A 19,179-nucleotide genomic window follows, 5' to 3' on the forward strand; every position below is an offset into this window, starting at 1 on the left:
ATTAAATGATATGTTAATAAAGTGAAAATTTAATCGCCATCCTAATATTTACGAAATGAAATCAAAAAAGAATCCCAATGGGATTCTTTTTTCTAATTTGTAATAGCGTATATTTTCACTGTGAATTTGCTAGTGGCACCAATTGGACTTGCAATATAATATTTAGTATTTGTGTAAGCTTCAGTCCTAGATTCATGTGAAATATTTTTCCAACGAGTAGAATCTATTCCTAGGGAAACATCAATCATTACATTGAAAGAAATAGTATAAGGATAATCTTTTTCTGAAGGCTCAATAACCCATTTTAATTCTTTGGTACCTACAGGTAAACTATCAATTTTAAAGTTTTGGCTGGATCGATTTTGTTGCCCTGATAAAGGACTAGATTCAGATGATATTTGTGAAATTAATATTTCTTTTTCATTTGAATGTATACCATTTAATTTAATGATACTATCAATTAAACCTGGACCGGGAAAATCAGCCGCGATGATACCAGAATGTTTAATTGCGCCTTGTTGTAAGAGTTCGGTCCCAAGTGTATTCATCCCCCCATAGTATACTTGTCCGTTTCTATCACGAGGGAAATCACTCCACGCATTAGTGGAATTCGTTTGAATCAATTTAGGACTACTGTCAGTATTCCTACTCTCTTTTCCGCTTGCAACAAACCAAGGATATACATTATTTAAAAATGCGGCTGCGCCTCCCGTACCACTAAAATGGTTGAGATAAATTTTTCCATTATTAAAATTAATATTTGTATTTTGTAGATGGTTTTTTATCGCAATCCATTTTGTATATATTTCGTCTGGTCCGCTTCCAATTTCAAATTTATCTTGTATATTCAAACCTTCGTAATCAATCCCGTACAATTGAGCGGATGTAAAGTTTTGTAAGATTACAATTTTTCCGCGGGTATCTCCTAAAGTAGGGTTATTTTTATCTGAAGTTGGTACGGAATTAGGATCCCAAAAATATGAAGCATTAACGTTTTTATATTTTAAAAATATCTCCTCAAATGATAGAGATCCACTTTCAGGAGTAGTTTCTTCTTTTAAGCGCATTAATATTGTTTCTGTTGGATGATCTTTTAAAAATTGAATGGTCTCTTTTAATACATCTTCAAACACAGCTTTTTGATTTACAACGCCATGATACATTGTAAAAGAATCTTTTACACGTTTAACACGCATATCTACATATCGAATTCCGGAATTTAATTGTTGGGATAAACTCATAGTTTGATTTCTTGTCAAATTTTCATCAAGAAAACTCGCTCCATGTAAAGCCATCGTACCGTGAGTCCCTGGAATAGATATTTCACTTATTTTTGTTGAATCTTCTATTTTCGACATCCACGATGGATTTTGATACCCTATATTGGATTCATAGGAGTAACCTGGATGACTATCAGCTAAAATAGTAGATGGTGTACTTAAACTTGCTAGTGTAATACAAGTAAGGATGCTAATTTTAAAGAAATTTCTCATTTTTATTTTGTTCATTTTTTCTCTCCTGACCTTTAAACAATTGTTAGATGATTTTCTACTATATTTATTGTTTTTCATTCTTAAGATAATAAATTTTTGTATTGAAAAATAATTAACAATAGGGGGAGTAAGTTATTTGAGACTTTAATAATTTTTTATTATAAATTGTCCCTAATAGTCAAACGGATTCTTGAAAACTCGAAGTATAGCCTCCAAAAAACAACTGTTTATCGCATTAAATACAAACAAAACAGAAGTCCTAAAAAAGACTTCTATTTTGTGACATATAATGAATGATAAGGTGGTAAACAAATCAAGATAATGTGATTGAGTGGTGAAAATTTATTAATAGCTGTTTTAGAATCTCTTATAACAAGGCTGATTACAAAAAGCGGATCTCTATACTGCTAATAAAAATTGAAAAATTCTACTCATTAAAACTTAGACTAACTACAGTTGCAATTGATTGGGCTGCATGTTCCCAGCTTCCATCTATAACTTTACCAATCTGCTGACCAAGTGCATTTAAATCATTTGGATTAACTGGAATTCCATTATACGCAGCAAGAATTGATAAAAGTGGAGCAGCAAATGGTGTCCAACCACCTCTATCAATATTAAATACAGGTTTATCTAGTACCTTTCCATCTTGTACTGTAAACTCATAATAAAATTGATCATCTGGACGAAAACTTAAATGATGAGAGATTTGCCCCTTAACATATTTTTTTCCTGCACCTAGATTTACTACTTCTATTTCTTTTACATTAAATTCATGTTCAAATACTTTGATTTTTTTGACTTCTGGACCATTTAAGGCAGCTTGAACGGCTGTTTCCAAATTGTTTTGTGCAAAAGGTTGAATACTTAATTGTGCCTCTTTTGGTTGAATGGGAGCCTCCTTTTCTGCAGCAAACACTGAGGTAGTAGGTAGTGCACCTGTAGCTAACGTAGCTGCAAGTGCTGTTGTCATAATGATTTTTCGTTTCATCTTCATAGTTTTCCTTCCTCTCTTAAAGTTATGATATATAATTTTTTAAGATTGACACGGTACAATTTTTTCATAATCTACGCAAAAAACTAGTTTAAGAACTATGTGAAAAAATGTGTCGGAAAATTTAAATTAATTATATATGTATTTTAAATAATATCTATCTACACATATTTTTTCAATTTTTAGATAAATTAAACAATAATTACTGCATAAGAGTCAATTTAGCACTTTATTTATCTATACATTTCCTATAAACACATTTAGTTCATAGTAAAAGTAATATATTTGATATTAAATGTCTTGCATAATGCGATAAAATTTCACAATTTTATCGCATTATATACATAAAATGAAGAATTTAAATAAGTATGGTCCCAAAATTCGCAAGAAAAGAAAGAGAACTGCTATTAATACAGTAGAAGAACTTCAAGAAATTTCGAGCAGCGTTCACCAAATAGTTGATATAAGAGATGTATCGAGTTTTGCGGCAGGTCATATTGAGAAGTCAATAAACATACCTTATAAAAATTCTTTCACAACTTGATGTGGATGGTTATTAGATTATAAAACAGAAACTTTAATAATTTTAGACGAGGAAAAGGTTAAAGTGGAGGCAGTTATTAGAGAATTTGAATCTATTGGGTTAGATAATATTATTGCTTTTGCACCCTAAAAAGTAATACAGAAACTTAATAGATTTGAAAGTTACAAAGAAAAAACATCGATTGAATTATATCCGTATATAAAAAGTGGAAGTGTTAAGGTTATCGATGTGCGTAGTACAGCAGAGTGGGAGGAAGGAAACCTTCATGATGCAATATATCACTTTAGGCAATCTATTTGAACAATTAGATTATATACCGAAAAATTGTTCAATAGTTTTGCAATGTCGAACCGGATTGCGTTCCCTTATAGCAGCTAGTATTTTACAAAGAGCTAGTATAAAGGAAGTAGTGAATTTAAAGGGAGGATTTCTTGCATGGAAAGAAGAAGGGCTTCCTTATACAATATGCAATCTCAATGTGTAGGAAAATGATAGGTAAGAATAATTAAAAGAAGTTATAGATGAAGTGTTAGACAAGGAAATCATAATTATTGTAGCTTCAGGAAATACATTAGGATTATTAATTGATTATCCGGTTAGATATGAAAATGTAATATATGTTTCAGCATTAAAGAATTTTACAGTGGATCCATCTTTTACGGAATGGCAGTGTTAGAAGACTTAGGCATTATCAATAAGAACCCAATAAAAAAAATTCTTGGATACAAGAGAATTTTTTATTGCGAATAGTGAGGGTGGGAGGCGGTACATTACATATGGGAAAAGGTAGAAGTAATAATGCTGGTAAAAAGAAACCGAAATTTGATGATTCATCTAATTTCGCTAAACAAAGCCAACCGACAGAAAAGAAGAAGAAATAAGCACAGGGGCTCTCTTGATTAAGGGAGCTCCTGTTAAAAGTATATTGACGTTCTACAACAACATATCGATGGATTAATCCAATAGTCATAAATACAAGGTTTAAATTCTTACGAATGGCACTTAATTTAATATTATTGTCCCGCTTTTTTATACTTATTGAAACGTTAAATTCATTTGAAATGCTCTCTTAATGGACTTCAATTAAAATTTTTTAAACCTAATGGGACTTACCATTAAGAGAGCAAGGGTTAATGTAATCCATGTATTGCTATATGAAAACAATCCCATACCAGCCAATGATAATCCTGCAGCTGGAATAGGTAATCCCTTAAAATATCCAATAGTTGGTTTAATACTAAATTTAGCTAATCTTAAAGCACCCATTGTTGGGAAAAGGATAAATGCCAAAGAAGTTAAAATAGAAGGTGTTGCTATCGTATGAAATAAAAGCGCAGGAGCGACGCCGAAACTAACAATATCAGCTAAGGAATCCAATTCTACACCAAACTCACTATTCACTTTTAATTTTCTCGCAATTCTTCCATCAAGAAAATCTAAAACAGCTGAAAAGAAAATGAAAATAGAGGCTAATCCCAAATATTCACTCATATTTAAGGTGATTGAGAAAACACCACACAATAAATTTCCAATCGTAAATAAATTTGGTATAACTTTCACAATCTGATTAAACAAGTTTGTTCCTCCTAAATTAATTAAACTTCACATTTCTGTAGCGATTTCTATATATTCTTCCGTTATTCTTAAAAATATATGACTATTGTATTACTGTAAGCTAATTAAATTTCGATAAGAGAAAAATCGACTTCCTAAACGTTACGCTGATTTATAATAATGTTTAATCATTTTCGGTACGCGTTATTGAATATTAGCACCTGATAGTTGATATTTCGAGTAGTCAGGGATTTTCCGGTTCTGGTGCAAAAAATTCAAGGTAATTAAAAATAATCTCTAAAAAGGAGACATAATGATACTATTATTCTAAAAAGGTTCGTGGTTGGTATCGAATATAAAATGGGATTTTTATACAAAAAGCACCCGAAAGGGTGCCTTTTGTATCTCTTAAAATGACTGAAGATGCGTATACTTGAGTTCATTAGGTAGTTAGAGACTATCTTTAACGAAAATGTTGAATAGTTCATCATCATTATATATATCAATTTAGTAATGATTAGGGATTTAGAAAGTTCCATGGAAAGTACATATCAACCTCATTGGAAGATTGGAAATTTAATAACTGGTGATACATTTTACTTAACGCAACATTTTGGTACGCAAATGAAAAATTTTAAAGTCCACACAAATGGTACCCTAGAACGATTTCAAACAATAGAACTAGAATTAAAATAAAATTTTTGCAGGATCAATTAAATTTATTTCTTGTTATGCAAACACATTTTCAGCGGAACTAACTTCTTTACTATTTTGCGCAGGACAGACTTTATAAAAAATGGCTACGTTTCCTGATTTTGAAATAATCCTCTTAAATTGCAATTCTGCTTTTCTAAAAGCTTTACTGCATCAACAATAGAAGTAATTGCTAAAAATTTTTTTCAAATAAAATTTATAAAAACTTGATAGGCGATACCAAGTGTAAATACCGTAGCTACTATATGTGCAGTCCATTTAGGCATATTTAAATTTAATACGGTATTGTACAAGATCCCATATACGATACAAATGATTAATACAAATGCAATGAATTGAAGAACTAATAAAATAGCGGTTGTTCCATTTATTCTCACTTCCTTTATTTAATATATTAATATAATTTATTTGGAAGTGAAAGTTTTATTTCTATGAATTTCCAAAAATATGATATGAAAGGAATAGTGGTAATCACAAGAATTACTGCAAAATATACTGTAACTAAAAGTATTATTACGAGATCAGTAAAATAGTAAAGAAGGTCACCATTCACGGCGACCTTCTTTACTATGCGTTATATCCAAATAATTTTAAATCTTCTCCTGAATCTGAAATGATTTTCTCAAATCGTAATCCTACTTTTTCTAAAAGCTTTCCTGAGGCGATGTTATCTATAGAAGTAATTGCTACAATTCGTTTCATGCCGAGCTTTTGTACACCGTATTCGATTATCGCAGAAGCTGACTCGTAGCCATATCCTTTTGAACGGAATGTTTCTAAAAAGGCAAATCCGATATCAACGTCTTCTAATGAATCTCTTTTAATAAGGCCACACATACCAAGTGGAGTGAGATCTTCTTTGCGTTCTACTAAGTAAAGGCCAAATCCGAGTTTGTTATACATATCGATAGGACCGTTTACAATATAATTTTTTGCATCTTCTAAGTTTCTAACTCCTTTGTCACCGATAAACTGAATCCATGCAGGATCGTTTACTAAATCAAGAATAAAAGGAGCGTCTTTTATATCAAACCAACGAAGATTAAGACGTTCAGTTTTAAGAACTATCAATTATTACACCACCTTTAAAAAGTTATAACAATTAGTATGGATTGTGTAAAACAAAAGTGCAACATATTTTAATAGGGGTGTTTGTTCACATAAAGTTCGTTTGTTTTGTATAGAGAGATATTTTATAATTAGGATTGATTGTAAAGAGTGAGATGCTTATACAATGACTCCTAGGTGACTAGGAGTTTTTACTATATAACTATCATTATTACTAAATATGACACACTACACATTCTACTCAAGGAGGTACATAATGAAGAAATTATATAATGCATCGTTTACGTATTTGATTATCGGTTTATTATCAGGGATTTTCGCCAGGGAGTATGGTAAGTATAAAGGGATTTTAGGATCTACTTTATTAAATCTTTTGCATACACATACACTTGTACTTGGATTTTTCTTCTTTTTAATTGCTTTAGGATTAGCAAAAGTATTCGCGTTTCATGAAGTGCAAGGGTTTAATAAGTGGTTTGTTTTACATAACATTGCATTAACATTAATGTTAGGTTCGCTAGCAGCGAGAGGGCTTCTTCAGTTAAATGGAGCTGACTTTAAAGGGTTAACTTATATTGTAGGGTTTTCTCATTCGTTGATGGCAGTTACTTTAATTTGGTTTATGTTGTTAATAAAAAAATCGTTTAAAATGTAGTAAAAAAAGAACTTGTAGCGTGTGCTGCAGGTTCTTTTTTGTATGTTCAGATTTAAATAATCTCATTTTTCTAATTATTTTATATAAAGATGGTATACTTGTTTTAAAATTAAAAAGGAGAGTTGATTATGGAAATAACAATTGAACATGTAGTAAATGAATTAAAAGGCATACTTCCTGAAGATCGAGTAGTAATAAATATGACAGTAAGAGAGTTACATAGTAAAGATGAATCTTACCATGTTAGTAGTTTACCTGATGTAGTTGTTTTTCCAAAAACGACCGAAGAAGTTAGCTCGATAATGAAAATAGCGAGTCAGCATGGGACAGCTGTCGTTCCATTTGGAGTAGGGTCCAGTTTAGAGGGACATGTAATTCCTTACGAAAAAGGAATTACAATGGACTTTTCTCTTATGAATAAAATACTTGAAATAAGAGAAAAGGATTTTCTTGTGAGAGTACAGCCAGGGGTGACGCGCTCTCAGCTTAATAAAGAATTGAAAAAGTATGGATTATTTTTTAGTGTAGACCCAGGAGCTGATGCAACGTTAGGAGGAATGGCTGCTACAAATGCGAGCGGAACGACAGCGGTAAAGTATGGTGTAATGCGTGATCAAGTGCGAGATTTAGAAGTCGTTCTTGCTGATGGAGAAGTAATACATACCGGGAATTTAGCGGCGAAGTCATCATCAGGTTATCATTTAAATGGTATTTTCGTAGGATCAGAAGGAACACTTGGATGTTTCACGGAGTTAACTTTAAAAGTATACGGTATACCAGAACATGTTATGGCTGCGAGGGCATCGTTTCCAACTATAAATGATGCAGTAGAAGCTGTAATTAACATATTACAAGCAGGTATTCCAATCGCGAGAATTGAACTCGTTGATGAATTATCTATGAAACAAGTAAATCATTACAATGAAACAAGTTACAGAGAAGAACCGACACTGTTTTTAGAGTTTCACGGCAATGAAGCAGGGTTAAAGCAAGATATTGAATTTACGAAAGAAATCGTTCTTGATCATAAATGTATAGAAATTGCATTTGAGACGGAAACAGCAGCGAGAAATAAACTGTGGGATGCAAGACATAACTTAGCGTACTCTTACGTGCATAGTTATCCTGGTAAAAAGCTAATGAGTACAGACGTATGTGTGCCAATTTCGGAATTAGCTGGCGCAATTCAACATGCGAAAGAGGTATTAGATAAAGTAGGCCTTATTGGTGGTATTCTCGGTCATGTTGGGGATGGGAATTTCCATGTACTCTTAATGATTGACGCAAATGATAAAGAGGAAGTGAAGAAGGCAGACGAAATAAACGAAAGTATCGTTTTGTATGCTCTTAAACGAGGAGGAACGTGTACAGGAGAACATGGCGTTGGAATCGGAAAACGAAAGTATCAAGAAGAAGAACATGGGGCGGCATTATTTGTAATGGAGAAAATAAAGAAAGCTCTTGATCCGCAAAATATTTTGAATCCGAATAAGGTGTTTCAATTAAAAGATAGGGGCTGAGTGGATGAAAGTACTAGAAGCGATAAGTAATATAGCTGGAAAGTATTTTGCATTTTGGGTTATTTGTATGGCAGCTATTGCATATTTCACTCCCACGCCATTTCTCGGGTTAACTAGTTACATAACGATTTTACTTGGGATTGTAATGTTTGGGATGGGATTAACATTGAAGGCTGTTGATTTCAAAATCATCGCTACAAAACCATTGCCAGTTATTATCGGTGTATGTGCTCAGTTTATTATTATGCCACTTGTCGCATACGTACTAGCCTACGTTATGGACCTGCCAGCGGAATTAGCAGCTGGATTAGTGTTGCTCGGTTCAGTACCGGGTGGCACTGCATCAAATGTTATGGTTTATTTAGCAAAAGGGAACTTAGCGTTGTCTATTGCAATGACTTCAGTATCAACGTTACTAGCACCAATTGCTACACCGCTCATTCTACTATTACTTGCGGGGCAATGGATGCCAGTAAATGCTATGTCCATGTTTCTTTCTATCGTACAAGTCATTATTGTGCCTATTATTTTAGGACTAGTAGTGAAAAAGTTTTTCCCTCATATCGTTAATAAAGGAATGACTGTTATTCCTTTAATATCAGTTGTAGCAATTATCATAATTGTTTCTGCAGTTGTTTCAGCGAATGTAAGTAGCATTACTTCTTCAGGACTTCTTATCTTTATTGCGGTGATGCTCCATAATGCTTTCGGTTTTTTGCTCGGATATATAACTGCGTTCGTACTTGGACTAGACGAAGGGACAAGAAGGGCTATTTCAATAGAAGTAGGAATGCAAAATTCTGGCTTAGGTGTTGCACTGGCGACAGCGCATTTTGGACCTGCTGCTGCACTCCCAAGTGTATTAGCGGCAGTATGGCATAACATTGCAGGGCCAATATTAGCAACCATCTGGTCAAAAAATAAAAAGAATACTTTCAGCGATGAAAATGTATCAATAAATATAGAAAAATAGGAATGATAAATAATGCAAAAACGTATTGTACATTTTGAAGGAATGGTTGTATTTATAGCCACGATTTATATGTATTCGATATATGAGTTTAGTTGGATTATATTTTTTGTATTCCTTTTAGCGCCGGATCTATCAATGTTAGCATATGGGATTAATAATCACGTTGGTGCGAAAATATATAATGTATGTCACACATATATCATATCCATATTAATTGTTCTAATAGGTGTCTATTTTAAGATGGATATCGTTATAATGATTGGCTTAATATGGACAGCACATATTGGAATGGATCGAATGTTTGGATATGGATTGAAATATGAGACGGATTTTAAGGATACTCATATTCAACGGTTATAATTTGTTTTGAGAAGAGGGGTACGTTGAAGCAGAGAATTGCTATCGAAGAATATAATGTCAAATGGGAAAGTGAATTTAATAAAATATACACTCTTATTAACAATGTAATGGAAGACAGCATTGTATCTATTGAACATGTTGGGAGTACATCTGTTAAAGGGCTTGTATCAAAACCAATACTAGATATCGATATTGTAATAGAAGAGTACGAAATTTTTCATGAGGTAGTAAAAAAACTTGAGAAGATAGGGTACTATCATCAGTTAGAATGGAGCTTTAAAGGAAGAGAGGCGTTTGGAAGAAAGGATACGTTCGTTCCATGGAACGAGGGAAATACAGTTTGGATGGAACATCATTTATATGTGTGTGATAAAAATAGTGAAGAGTTGAGAAGGCATATAGTGTTTCGAGATTACCTTCGTGAACATACTGAAGTAGCTAATGAGTATGGAAACTTGAAGGAAGAGTTAGCAAGAGAGTCGAAAAATCGATCTAGTTATATTGAGGGTAAGACCGTATTTATTACAAATATATTAGAAAAAATAAACTAAAGCAGCATGGAATACATGCTGCCTATTGTTTTGAAATAGAAAGCTGCCATTATAAAACAAATACAAACTGGCCCTGTTGATTGATGCGGTTACTAAATATAATAGGAAACAAAATAGAAAAGAGCGGAAAAGAGGGAGCTTATGTACATACCAAAATACTTTGCAATACAAGATGAAGAGATGAAGTACGAAATAATGGAACAAAATAGCTTTGCGACATTATTTTCTCAACATAACGGAGAACCATATGCAACGCACTTGCCGTTGTTGCTAAATAGGGAAACTCTTACTTTACATGGTCACTTCGCACGACCGAATGAACAGTGGAAAGATATTGGGACTCAGCAAGTACTAGCTATATTTCAAGGACCACATAGTTATATCTCTCCGTCATGGTATGAAACAAACAATGCAGTACCAACATGGAATTACGTTGCAGTGCATGTATATGGTGAATTAGAAATTGTTGAAGATGAGAAGACATTAGTAGATTCTCTTCAAGATTTAGTAAATAAATATGAAGATCCAGAGAGCACCTACTCACTTAATGATGTAGATCCAAATTATATGGGAGGATTAAGTAAGGGAATAGTTGGATTCAAAATAAAGATAAATAAAATAGAAGGAAAAGCGAAGTTAAGTCAAAATCATTCTGTAGAGAGACGAAATTTAGTTGTGGGGAAACTTGAGAAAGTTGGTAGTGAGGGGAGTAAGAGGATTGCGGAGTTGATGAGAAAATAAAGTCTACATGAAAGGAAAATATTCTAAATAAGCGTATTTAAAAAGACCTTCTTAATTGAAGGTCTTCCGTTTTTTAAAGTGCTTTTTCAGTTGTTGTTGAGTTGTAGTCTTTACTTACGTCAACGGATTGAACAAGGTCAGGTCTTTGTGGTGCAGGAAGATCAGCATGACCCGCTTGGTATGTAAATGAACTATGAATACCAGTAGCCAAAATACCGAAAACAGATAGTCCTAAAAAAACAGAGCTAATTTTTTTAATCATTTCAATGCCCCTTTCTCAAACGTTTTTTCTTTTGCTTGTAACGCTTTATGAAAATATTCACTTGCCTTAATGTGGTTATTTTCACTATAAAATTTAACGGCTAATTTTTCTGAGTATTCTTGAGTGTAGTTATATAATAATTCTTTGTCGAAAAACGTAATTCCTTTAAGGATAATTGTTTCTAATTCTTCAGAACCAACATTATTATTTAGTTCGTTTAGAATTTTAAAATGATATATATATTCTTCATTATTTAATTCCGTACAAATTTTTAACCCTTTTTGGATTAATCCTTCAGCGATACTTGTTTCATCTAGTTTAGAGTGTTCTCTTGCTTGCAAGAAGAGAGCCTTGAAATGTGTTGGTTTCTTTTCGGTCACTTCTGATAGGTGACGGATTGCGAGTGTGGAGAGGTTTTGACTGGCATACAACCAACCCAAATTATTACGTACACTTAAAATTAATTCTTTTTCATCAGATTTTTGTAAAAGGTGTATTGCTGAATTATATTGCTCTTCCGCTTGTTCATATTGTTTTAAATATACAAATGAGGCACCTAATGTATTTTTACATAATCCAACTTTAACTTCAAAGCCAGTTTGTTTATCGAAAATCTCTTTAGCCTTAGTTGCATATTCAATAGATTCAATTGGTTGGTAAAAGTGATAATGGAAAATCGCCATTCGATAATAAAATTCAGCATGCTCTAGATTATCAGTGTTATTTACTAATAATAACTTAGCCTGTTCATAATGTTCGCTAGCTAAGTTATAGTCTGTGGTTAAAGTTGCATAAATGCCTTTAAAGAAATGATAGTAGTAAGACAGTGGATGATTGGATGAGATTACGTAAGAATCTATTTTATCAAAGCTATCTTTTGAAATACTTAAACTATCTGTCAAAACTTTATGTCGAAACTCTAGTAAGGAATGATATAATGCTAAGTTTTCATCTTCTTCAAAGTTTAGTTCCTTTTCCTCAATTTCATGCTTTAAGTTTGTCGCTTGGGACACATCTTGTTTTAACATAGTTAAATACCAGTCATTAAATAATTTTGTAATTTGTTCATTACCTTGTAGTTGAACGTTCATGAAATCCCCTCGCTTTTTGAATATTCTTATAAAATATAGTATCAAAAATAAAAATATTTAGAAATGATGTTTTATATTTCTCAATATTTGTTTAACAAGCTTACGAGTAATTCTATTGGAATAGTGTAGAATTTATTTTGGATTAAAGAAATGGCATCGGGGGATGTGCATTTTAAAGTTTTAGTTGAGTGGGGGGATATAAAAAGGGTGCGTTCACACAATTTATATGAACGCACCTTTTTACATATTAAACAATCAAGTGCCACAAAAAGTACGATAAGGGCGATTCGTCGGTGCAGGCGGAATGCGGTATTCTTCTTGATCTGTAGAATACGCATAAGGGTTTGATAAAGCTTCAAGAAGTTGCTCCATTACGCTATAGTCGTCATTTGTAACAGCTGCTTCTAGTGCTTCTTCTACACGGTGGTTCCTCGGGATGATTGATGGGTTATTATTTTTCATCATCTCGTAGGCGTTTTCTTTTGATTGTTCTTGTCTTTCTAATCGAGATTGCCACAGTTTGTACCAATCTTTAAATTCAGGACTTTCAAATAGAGCTGTATTTTCGATAGCATCAAGAGTTAATGAACGGAATGTATTTGTATAATCCGCTTTATATTTCTCCATCATTTTTAAAAGTTGCTCAATAAGTGATTGATCTTGTTCTTCGTTGCTAAATAGTCCTAATTTCTTTTTCATTCCAAGGAACCAATTGTTTTCATACTGTACGCTAAATTTCGAAATTTCGTCTTGAGCGATTTTTAGTGCTGCTTCTTCATCTTCGTGCAGAATCGGTATTAAAGATTCTGCTAGTCGTGCGAGATCCCATGCGGCCATATATGGTTGATTTCCATATGCATAACGACCTTGTGTGTCAATAGAGCTAAATACGGTTCCTTGGTCGTAATTGTCCATAAATGCACAAGGACCGTAATCAATCGTTTCGCCACTGATCGTTATATTGTCAGTGTTCATTACGCCGTGAATAAATCCAACAAGTTGCCATTTTGCGATAAGACTGGCTTGTCTTTTAATGACTTCTTGTAGTAATGCAGTATATCGGTTTTCATGAGATTCAATTTCTGGGTAATGCCTTTTTATCGTATAGTCAGCTAGTGATTTCAGGTCCTCTATTGAACCACGAGCTGCAGCATATTGAAATGTACCGACGCGAATATGGCTACTAGCTACTCTAGTTAAAATTGCTCCAGGTAACTTTGTTTCACGATAGGTTGGCTCGCCTGTTGTGACAACTGCTAAACTACGAGTAGTCGGAATATCAAGTGCATACATAGCTTCACTAATAATATATTCACGTAGCATCGGACCGAGTGCAGCACGGCCATCTCCTCGGCGTGAATAGGGAGTAGGGCCAGAACCTTTCAGTTGAATATCGAAACGTTCACCTGAAGGAGTAATTTGTTCGCCAATTAAAAGAGCACGACCGTCGCCTAACATATTAAAATGTCCGAATTGATGACCAGCATATGCTTGAGCTAATGGATGAGCTCCTTCTGGGAGTCCATTACCAGCGAAAATGGCAATTTCAGCTTCCTTTTTCAGTTCTTCAGGGGTCAAGCCAAGAGATATCGCTAATGAATGGTTTAGTTTAACTAACTCCGGTGAACTTACGGGAGTAGGGGGGATTTCTGTATAAAATGATTGTGGTAAAGTCGTATAACTATTATCTAAATTCCAACCTGTTTCATTATTTTTAGTCATTGTATCTCCTCCTTTTTGTATTTTAAATTATGTATTTGTACGTATATATTCTTTGTAAAGTTAACTAAAAGTATAATATAATATTTCCCCTTGCAATCTATTGTAAGGACTTCATTGTACTATGTCTATTTAACAGCAAATTTAAAACCTCCATTTTTTAAAATGGAGGTTTTATTATTATTTAATTTTTACAATTATTTTGCCTTTTGCTCTTCCAGACTCTGAATATTCCATTGCTTTTTGCGCATCTTCAAAAGGGAAAACTCGATCGATTACAGGTTTGATTTGTCCAGCTTCAATATAGTTTGCAATAGTACGTAATTGATCCCCGCTTGGCTTCATAAATAAAAATGAATATTGAGCATTATGCTTTTTTTCAAGTGCAGTAAGTTTTTTGCTGGCTAATGAAAATAAGAGAGTTTTAAAGAATCCTGAACCAAATTCTTTAGCGAAGCGAGCATTCGGCATGCCTGAAACGGAAACAATGTTTCCTCCGCTTTTTATAATATTGAATGATTTTTCAAGTGTTGCACTGCCAATTGTATCAAATACCGCATCATAATTTTTTAGTATATCTTCAAATTTCTCTGTTTTGTAATTAATAATTTCATCTGCGCCAAGAGACGTTACTAAATTCGCACCAGCTTCACTAGCAGTCGTTGTAACAATGGCACCCATTATTTTTGCTAACTGAATAGCGAAAGTACCAACACCACCGGATCCAGCGTGAATTAAAATCTTTTGTCCTTTTTGTAATTGCATAATGTCATGTAATGCTTGATATGATGTTAAGCCAACGAGTGGAATCGAAGCAGCTTCCTCAAAACTTAAATTTTTCGGTTTTAAAGCTATATCATCTTCATGAATGGCTATATACTCCGCGAAAGTACCAATCTTATTTTTTCTTGGACGAGCATATATTTCATCACCAACTTTAAAATGAGTTACTTTTGATCCAACCTTCGTGATGACACCGGCAAAGTCATTACCAAGGATTAGGGGCATTTCATATTTAAGCAACATTTTTACTTTTCCATCGCGTATTTTAAAATCAATTGGGTTAATGCTAGCTGCATGAATTTCTGCGAGCACTTCATACTCATTTATTTCAGGAGTAGGTACCTCTGCCATATGCATTGGGACTTTTCCATATCTATCAATTATCATTGCTTTCATTTCTTATACCTCCAAGTTTTAATAAAAGTTTTGCAATAGCTTCTCAATATCTAATACAAGATTTTTTAATAAACCTAATTTTGTGCGTATATCAATATAATAAAAATTCTTTGTACCTTCTTTTCTCATTAAAATAATGCCAGCTTCTCGTAAAATCTTAAGGTGATGTGATACTGCTGGACGGGAAAGGTGTGTTTGCTTCGTGATTTCTCCTACACGTAATCCTGTTTGACATTCCGTTTCCATTAGTACTAATAAAATAGCTTGACGCGTTTCATCACCAATTGCCAATAATACTTTTTGAGAATCAATAAAATTTTTTTTTATAATATTTAATTGTTCTTGTTTATTCATTTCAATCACTTTGCCTCCAGATAATTAGTCGAAAGGTTTAAGATGATGAACCATTATTTCGATACGGTAATGCTACATGATTGTTGTATGAGGTGCAATATTGAGAAAGAAAATCGAGACGAATGAATTTTTTATTGTTGAAAATTATAGGGAGATAGAAAAGGCATTGGAAGGATTACATAACACAATAGATGAAGTTTTAAAAACAAAAAATGATGTAACAATAAAATAAGCGGTCGTAACCTTGTATAATCCATAAGGTTACGACCGCTTATAATGTTTGTATTATTTTTGATTTTTACGATAGAACATGGTTCAACGTAAAGTACGTTCTTTTGTTTTACACTTTAATACAGACACAATTCAGGTGGATTATAGATGTATGAAAAGGTAAAAGGAATTTTGGGGCGTAATCTATCTATATGATAATTCAAAATGAAATATAAGTCTATATTTTAATGTTTTTTTTGATTATATTTATGTCACTGAGCTCAGAACAATGATGTGGAGGGTAAATATATGAAATCGAATTATGTACCAGTTTTAATTGTTGGAGGGGGATTATCTGGGTTAGCGTCTGCGTTATTTCTTGCAAAACATAACATTGAGTACTTACTTATTGAAAGGCATCCGTCTACTGCCATTCATCCGAAAGCAGGCGGTCTTACTTTACGTACAATGGAGTTATTTCGAGAATTAGGCTTGGAAAAAAGAATTAAATTGGCAGGTAAAGCATTAGAGAACTGCCGAGGAAGAATAGCAGTTCATACAATAGCTGAGGCGAATAAAGAAGAATTGGAACAAATGAGAGCGACGCAATACGGAAACGATGAAGAGTTACTTCAAAAAATAGAAAAGATTAGTCCATCAAAACAAACTGCTTGTTATCAAATTATTTTAGAAGAGATGATGTTACAAGAAGCGAAAACATTAGGCGGGCAACTATCTTTTTATCATGAATTAGTTTCATTTGAACAAAATGAAAACGGGGTAAAAGCAACGATTCGAAATCGTGAAACAGAAAAAGAAAGTGTCATACATTGTGACTATGTAATTGCAGCAGATGGAGCGAAAAGTAAAATACGTGAGCAGTTAGGGATTAAAACTGAGGGGCGTGGAACCATTGGTGGCTATTATATGAATATTTATTTTGAAGCAGATTTAAGTGAGTTTATACAAGGAGACGCATTCGGTTTTTCTATGGTACTTCATCCAGAGGTTCTTGGTGCACTGATCCCAGTAGATAACGTGAAAAAATGGATTTACCATGTAGCCTACGATCCATTAAAGGGAGAGGGACCAGAGGATTTCACTATAGAACGTTGTAAACAAATTATTGAAATAGCAATTGGAAGTACAAATGTTGAGTTAGAAATATTAAGTGTTTTACCGTGGGAAGCGGCCGAAAGTACAGCAATGAAATTTCAAGGAAATCGAGTCTTTCTAGTTGGAGATTCAGCACATATTATGCCGCCAACAGGCGGATTTGGTTCAAATACAGGAATACAAGATGCGCATAACTTAGCTTGGAAATTAGCGGCTGTTATAAAAGGGAAGGCAAAACCAAAATTGTTAGAAACATATCATGAAGAGAGACACTCTGTTGCAAAATTAACGACAGCTTATGCAAGTAGTTTACTGTTTCGTGCTGCGAATAGAGAGGAAGGCAGTTTGAATAATATGGATGGTTTAGCTGTTACAGTTGGATATCAGTATTGTTCAGAGGCGATTATAGATGATTCAGTCACTCCGCATAGAATGGATAGTGTAGAGTTGAACGGCAGATCTGGAACGCGAGCGCCACATGTATGGGGAACGTATGCAGGGAAGAAAGTTTCTATATTAGACTTATTCGGTAACAGTTTTGTATTACTTACAGGAGTAGAAAATAGTTCTTGGGCTGAAGCAGCACATACTGTTTCAGCTAAATTAGGAATAAATATAAAAGGGTATCGTGTTGGCTTAAGTGGAGACTTTATTGTTCAAGAAGATATTTTTAGCAAATTATATGGTATAGAGAATGGAGGTGCTGTATTAATTAGACCAGATGGCTTTATCGGATGGCGTTCGGCAAAAGAGGTATCAAATCTAGATACAGTGCTTAACGAAGTAATGAATCATTTATTGTGTAACTTTTAATTAACTAGGAAGAATTGTCTTATATAAGGCAATTCTTCTATTCCCTTTCAACTTACAAAATAAAAATATTGTAAGTTGAAAAAGGATATGTTAATCTTATAACCTAATTGAAATAGTATTTTTTTGCACTCAACTTACAAATAATAAAAAATGTAAGTTGTTATTTAAATAATATTATTATGTAAATAAAATGGACGGTGAGAAAAATGACAGATAAGGCGTTAACGAAAAATGTTGTTTTAGATGCAGCGGAAAAAGAGTTAATGAAATATGGATGGAGTAGGACGACACTTGTTAGTATTGCGAAGTCACTTGATGTTAGTCATGCGGCTTTATATTCTTACTTTCGGAGTAAGGCCACGCTACGCGATGCTATTTTAGAAAGGTGGCTGCTTAAGTACTCGGATCAGCTTGAGAAAATTGCGGGAAAAGATGGAGATACAGAAATCATTTTACAAGAGTGGTTCGTTTGTTTATTTCAGCTTAAAAAGAAAGAGTTACTTGAAAACGAAGAGTTATTTACATTGAATAGTTCGTTAGTGCAGCAAAAGAATAAGGTGATTCAAAAGCATGAAGAAAGATTAGTTGGACAACTGGAGAAAGTGATAAATCGCGGGATAGAACGCAATGAGATTAAAAAACAGGATAGTTTATTTTTAGCACATACGTTATTTGGGTTACTTGCATCGTTTTATCACCCTGCTTTTTCTGAGAGATGGAAAGAAGAGAGGATCAACGAAGAGTTTCAAAAGTCATGGGAAATTGTTGCCTGTGGCATTTTTCAAAAGTAAAGGGTTACGTATCATATAAGGCTTTCAAATAGTATGAGAAGGGGAGATTATATGAGTCATTATAAAGAAGAGCAACAACGTGTCAATGTAGTCATTGAAAAAGTAGATGAAGAACTGAAAGAGCTTGATGTCCGAGTTGGATCGGTGAAGTCTGAAATTGTTAGTATTAGAAAAAACTTTTGGGAAGATGTAAAAGTAAATATAGATAATATTAAAGAAGCGGTTGAAACGGCGGCGAGTATTAGGCAAGAGGCAGAAGTTCTTGCTGAAAGAGAACATACACATCGTCATACGAAAAATGAATATAACCTTTTAACGAAAATAAAAGAAACGCCGTATTTTGGGCGGATTGATTTTAAAGAAGATGCTGAAGCGGATACCGATGAAATGTATATTGGTATCGGCTCTTTTTATGATAAAGAAAGTGATGAGTTTTTAGTATATGATTGGCGGGCACCTATTTCGAGTCTTTATTAT

General features: G+C 33.5%; 19 protein-coding genes and 3 pseudogenes. 12 read left to right on the top strand and 10 right to left on the bottom strand.

The window, feature by feature from the left end; all coding sequences use genetic code 11:
• Positions 1–92: 92 nt before the first annotated feature.
• Positions 93–1,508 carry a phosphatidylinositol-specific phospholipase C gene (locus MR170_RS02020; protein WP_242306978.1) on the bottom strand — a complete coding sequence of 472 codons (1,416 nt, stop codon included), beginning with the start codon at positions 1,506–1,508 and terminating at the stop codon, positions 93–95.
• A gap of 412 nt (positions 1,509–1,920) precedes the next feature.
• On the bottom strand, positions 1,921–2,490 hold the full coding sequence (locus tag MR170_RS02025) for a hypothetical protein (RefSeq protein WP_000782792.1): 570 nt from the start codon (positions 2,488–2,490) through the stop codon (positions 1,921–1,923).
• A gap of 334 nt (positions 2,491–2,824) precedes the next feature.
• Here MR170_RS02025 and MR170_RS02030 point away from each other — a divergent pair.
• Positions 2,825–3,515, top strand: a pseudogene (locus MR170_RS02030) (rhodanese-like domain-containing protein); the annotation flags it as partial.
• 599 nt (positions 3,516–4,114) lie between these two features.
• On the opposite strand, the gene pssA reads toward MR170_RS02030, so the two are convergent.
• On the bottom strand, positions 4,115–4,606 hold the full coding sequence (pssA, locus tag MR170_RS02035) for a CDP-diacylglycerol--serine O-phosphatidyltransferase (RefSeq protein WP_016080752.1): 492 nt from the start codon (positions 4,604–4,606) through the stop codon (positions 4,115–4,117).
• Between the two features lie 492 nt (positions 4,607–5,098).
• Here pssA and MR170_RS32425 point away from each other — a divergent pair, with 492 nt between their 5' ends.
• Positions 5,099–5,281: a DUF5065 domain-containing protein gene (locus tag MR170_RS32425; protein ID WP_346749461.1), complete on the top strand. Its 183-nt coding sequence runs from the start codon at positions 5,099–5,101 to the stop codon at positions 5,279–5,281.
• Positions 5,282–5,484: 203 nt separating this feature from the next.
• Here the strand turns inward: MR170_RS32425 and MR170_RS32430 are convergent.
• Both MR170_RS32430 and MR170_RS02045 read right to left on the bottom strand, forming a co-directional pair.
• Positions 5,485–5,666, bottom strand: a pseudogene (locus MR170_RS32430) (hypothetical protein).
• 200 nt (positions 5,667–5,866) lie between these two features.
• Complete coding sequence (locus MR170_RS02045) at positions 5,867–6,370, bottom strand: GNAT family N-acetyltransferase (RefSeq protein ID WP_029442937.1); 504 nt, start codon at positions 6,368–6,370, stop codon at positions 5,867–5,869.
• 253 nt (positions 6,371–6,623) lie between these two features.
• Between MR170_RS02045 and MR170_RS02050 the strand changes: the two genes are divergently transcribed.
• From MR170_RS02050 to MR170_RS02075, 6 genes are all read left to right on the top strand, one after another.
• Complete coding sequence (locus MR170_RS02050; RefSeq protein WP_000737896.1) at positions 6,624–7,022, top strand: DUF2871 family protein; 399 nt, start codon at positions 6,624–6,626, stop codon at positions 7,020–7,022.
• 128 nt (positions 7,023–7,150) lie between these two features.
• On the top strand, positions 7,151–8,542 hold the full coding sequence (locus tag MR170_RS02055) for an FAD-binding oxidoreductase (protein WP_029442936.1): 1,392 nt from the start codon (positions 7,151–7,153) through the stop codon (positions 8,540–8,542).
• A 4-nt stretch (positions 8,543–8,546) separates the two neighbouring features.
• Positions 8,547–9,515, top strand: a complete 969-nt coding sequence (locus tag MR170_RS02060; protein ID WP_050844386.1) for a bile acid:sodium symporter family protein — start codon at positions 8,547–8,549, stop codon at positions 9,513–9,515.
• Between the two features lie 12 nt (positions 9,516–9,527).
• Positions 9,528–9,875 (top strand): DUF4260 domain-containing protein, encoded by a 348-nt coding sequence (locus MR170_RS02065; RefSeq protein ID WP_029442934.1) that lies wholly within the window; start codon positions 9,528–9,530, stop codon positions 9,873–9,875.
• A gap of 23 nt (positions 9,876–9,898) precedes the next feature.
• Entirely contained in the window at positions 9,899–10,426 is a 528-nt protein-coding gene (locus MR170_RS02070; protein ID WP_029442933.1) for a GrpB family protein, read from the top strand.
• A gap of 141 nt (positions 10,427–10,567) precedes the next feature.
• Positions 10,568–11,167, top strand: coding sequence for an FMN-binding negative transcriptional regulator (locus tag MR170_RS02075; protein WP_242306980.1), 600 nt, complete (start codon positions 10,568–10,570; stop codon positions 11,165–11,167).
• A 73-nt stretch (positions 11,168–11,240) separates the two neighbouring features.
• Here the strand turns inward: MR170_RS02075 and MR170_RS02080 are convergent, their stop codons facing one another.
• The 5 genes from MR170_RS02080 to MR170_RS02100 all read right to left on the bottom strand — a co-directional run bounded on the left by MR170_RS02080 (position 11,241) and on the right by MR170_RS02100 (position 15,781).
• Positions 11,241–11,429, bottom strand: a complete 189-nt coding sequence (locus MR170_RS02080) for a Phr family secreted Rap phosphatase inhibitor (protein WP_000592016.1) — start codon at positions 11,427–11,429, stop codon at positions 11,241–11,243.
• The gene (locus MR170_RS02085) at positions 11,426–12,520 is read right to left on the bottom strand and encodes a response regulator aspartate phosphatase (protein WP_029442932.1); all 1,095 of its coding nucleotides are present in this window, start codon (positions 12,518–12,520) and stop codon (positions 11,426–11,428) included. The genes MR170_RS02080 and MR170_RS02085 overlap by 4 nt, the downstream gene beginning before the upstream one ends.
• Before the next feature lie 255 nt (positions 12,521–12,775).
• On the bottom strand, positions 12,776–14,242 hold the full coding sequence (locus MR170_RS02090; RefSeq protein WP_242306982.1) for a protein adenylyltransferase SelO: 1,467 nt from the start codon (positions 14,240–14,242) through the stop codon (positions 12,776–12,778).
• Positions 14,243–14,419: 177 nt separating this feature from the next.
• Positions 14,420–15,418 carry an NADP-dependent oxidoreductase gene (locus MR170_RS02095; RefSeq protein WP_242306991.1) on the bottom strand — a complete coding sequence of 333 codons (999 nt, stop codon included), beginning with the start codon at positions 15,416–15,418 and terminating at the stop codon, positions 14,420–14,422.
• Positions 15,419–15,436: 18 nt separating this feature from the next.
• Entirely contained in the window at positions 15,437–15,781 is a 345-nt protein-coding gene (locus tag MR170_RS02100) for an ArsR/SmtB family transcription factor (RefSeq protein WP_017763468.1), read from the bottom strand.
• 91 nt (positions 15,782–15,872) lie between these two features.
• On the opposite strand from MR170_RS02100, the gene MR170_RS32205 reads away from it, so the two are divergent.
• The 4 genes and pseudogenes from MR170_RS32205 to MR170_RS02115 form a co-directional block, all read left to right on the top strand.
• Positions 15,873–16,004, top strand: coding sequence for a hypothetical protein (locus MR170_RS32205; protein WP_029442929.1), 132 nt, complete (start codon positions 15,873–15,875; stop codon positions 16,002–16,004).
• A gap of 287 nt (positions 16,005–16,291) precedes the next feature.
• Positions 16,292–17,911 carry an FAD-dependent oxidoreductase gene (locus MR170_RS02105; protein WP_242306993.1) on the top strand — a complete coding sequence of 540 codons (1,620 nt, stop codon included), beginning with the start codon at positions 16,292–16,294 and terminating at the stop codon, positions 17,909–17,911.
• Positions 17,912–18,117: 206 nt separating this feature from the next.
• Positions 18,118–18,702 (top strand): TetR/AcrR family transcriptional regulator, encoded by a 585-nt coding sequence (locus MR170_RS02110; protein ID WP_242306995.1) that lies wholly within the window; start codon positions 18,118–18,120, stop codon positions 18,700–18,702.
• Positions 18,703–18,753: 51 nt separating this feature from the next.
• Positions 18,754–19,179 (top strand): annotated as a pseudogene (locus MR170_RS02115) (RNA polymerase recycling motor HelD); the annotation flags it as partial.

Source organism: Bacillus cereus group sp. BfR-BA-01524, from assembly GCF_022662595.1.
Taxonomy (GTDB): Bacteria; Bacillota; Bacilli; order Bacillales; family Bacillaceae_G; genus Bacillus_A; species Bacillus_A thuringiensis_S.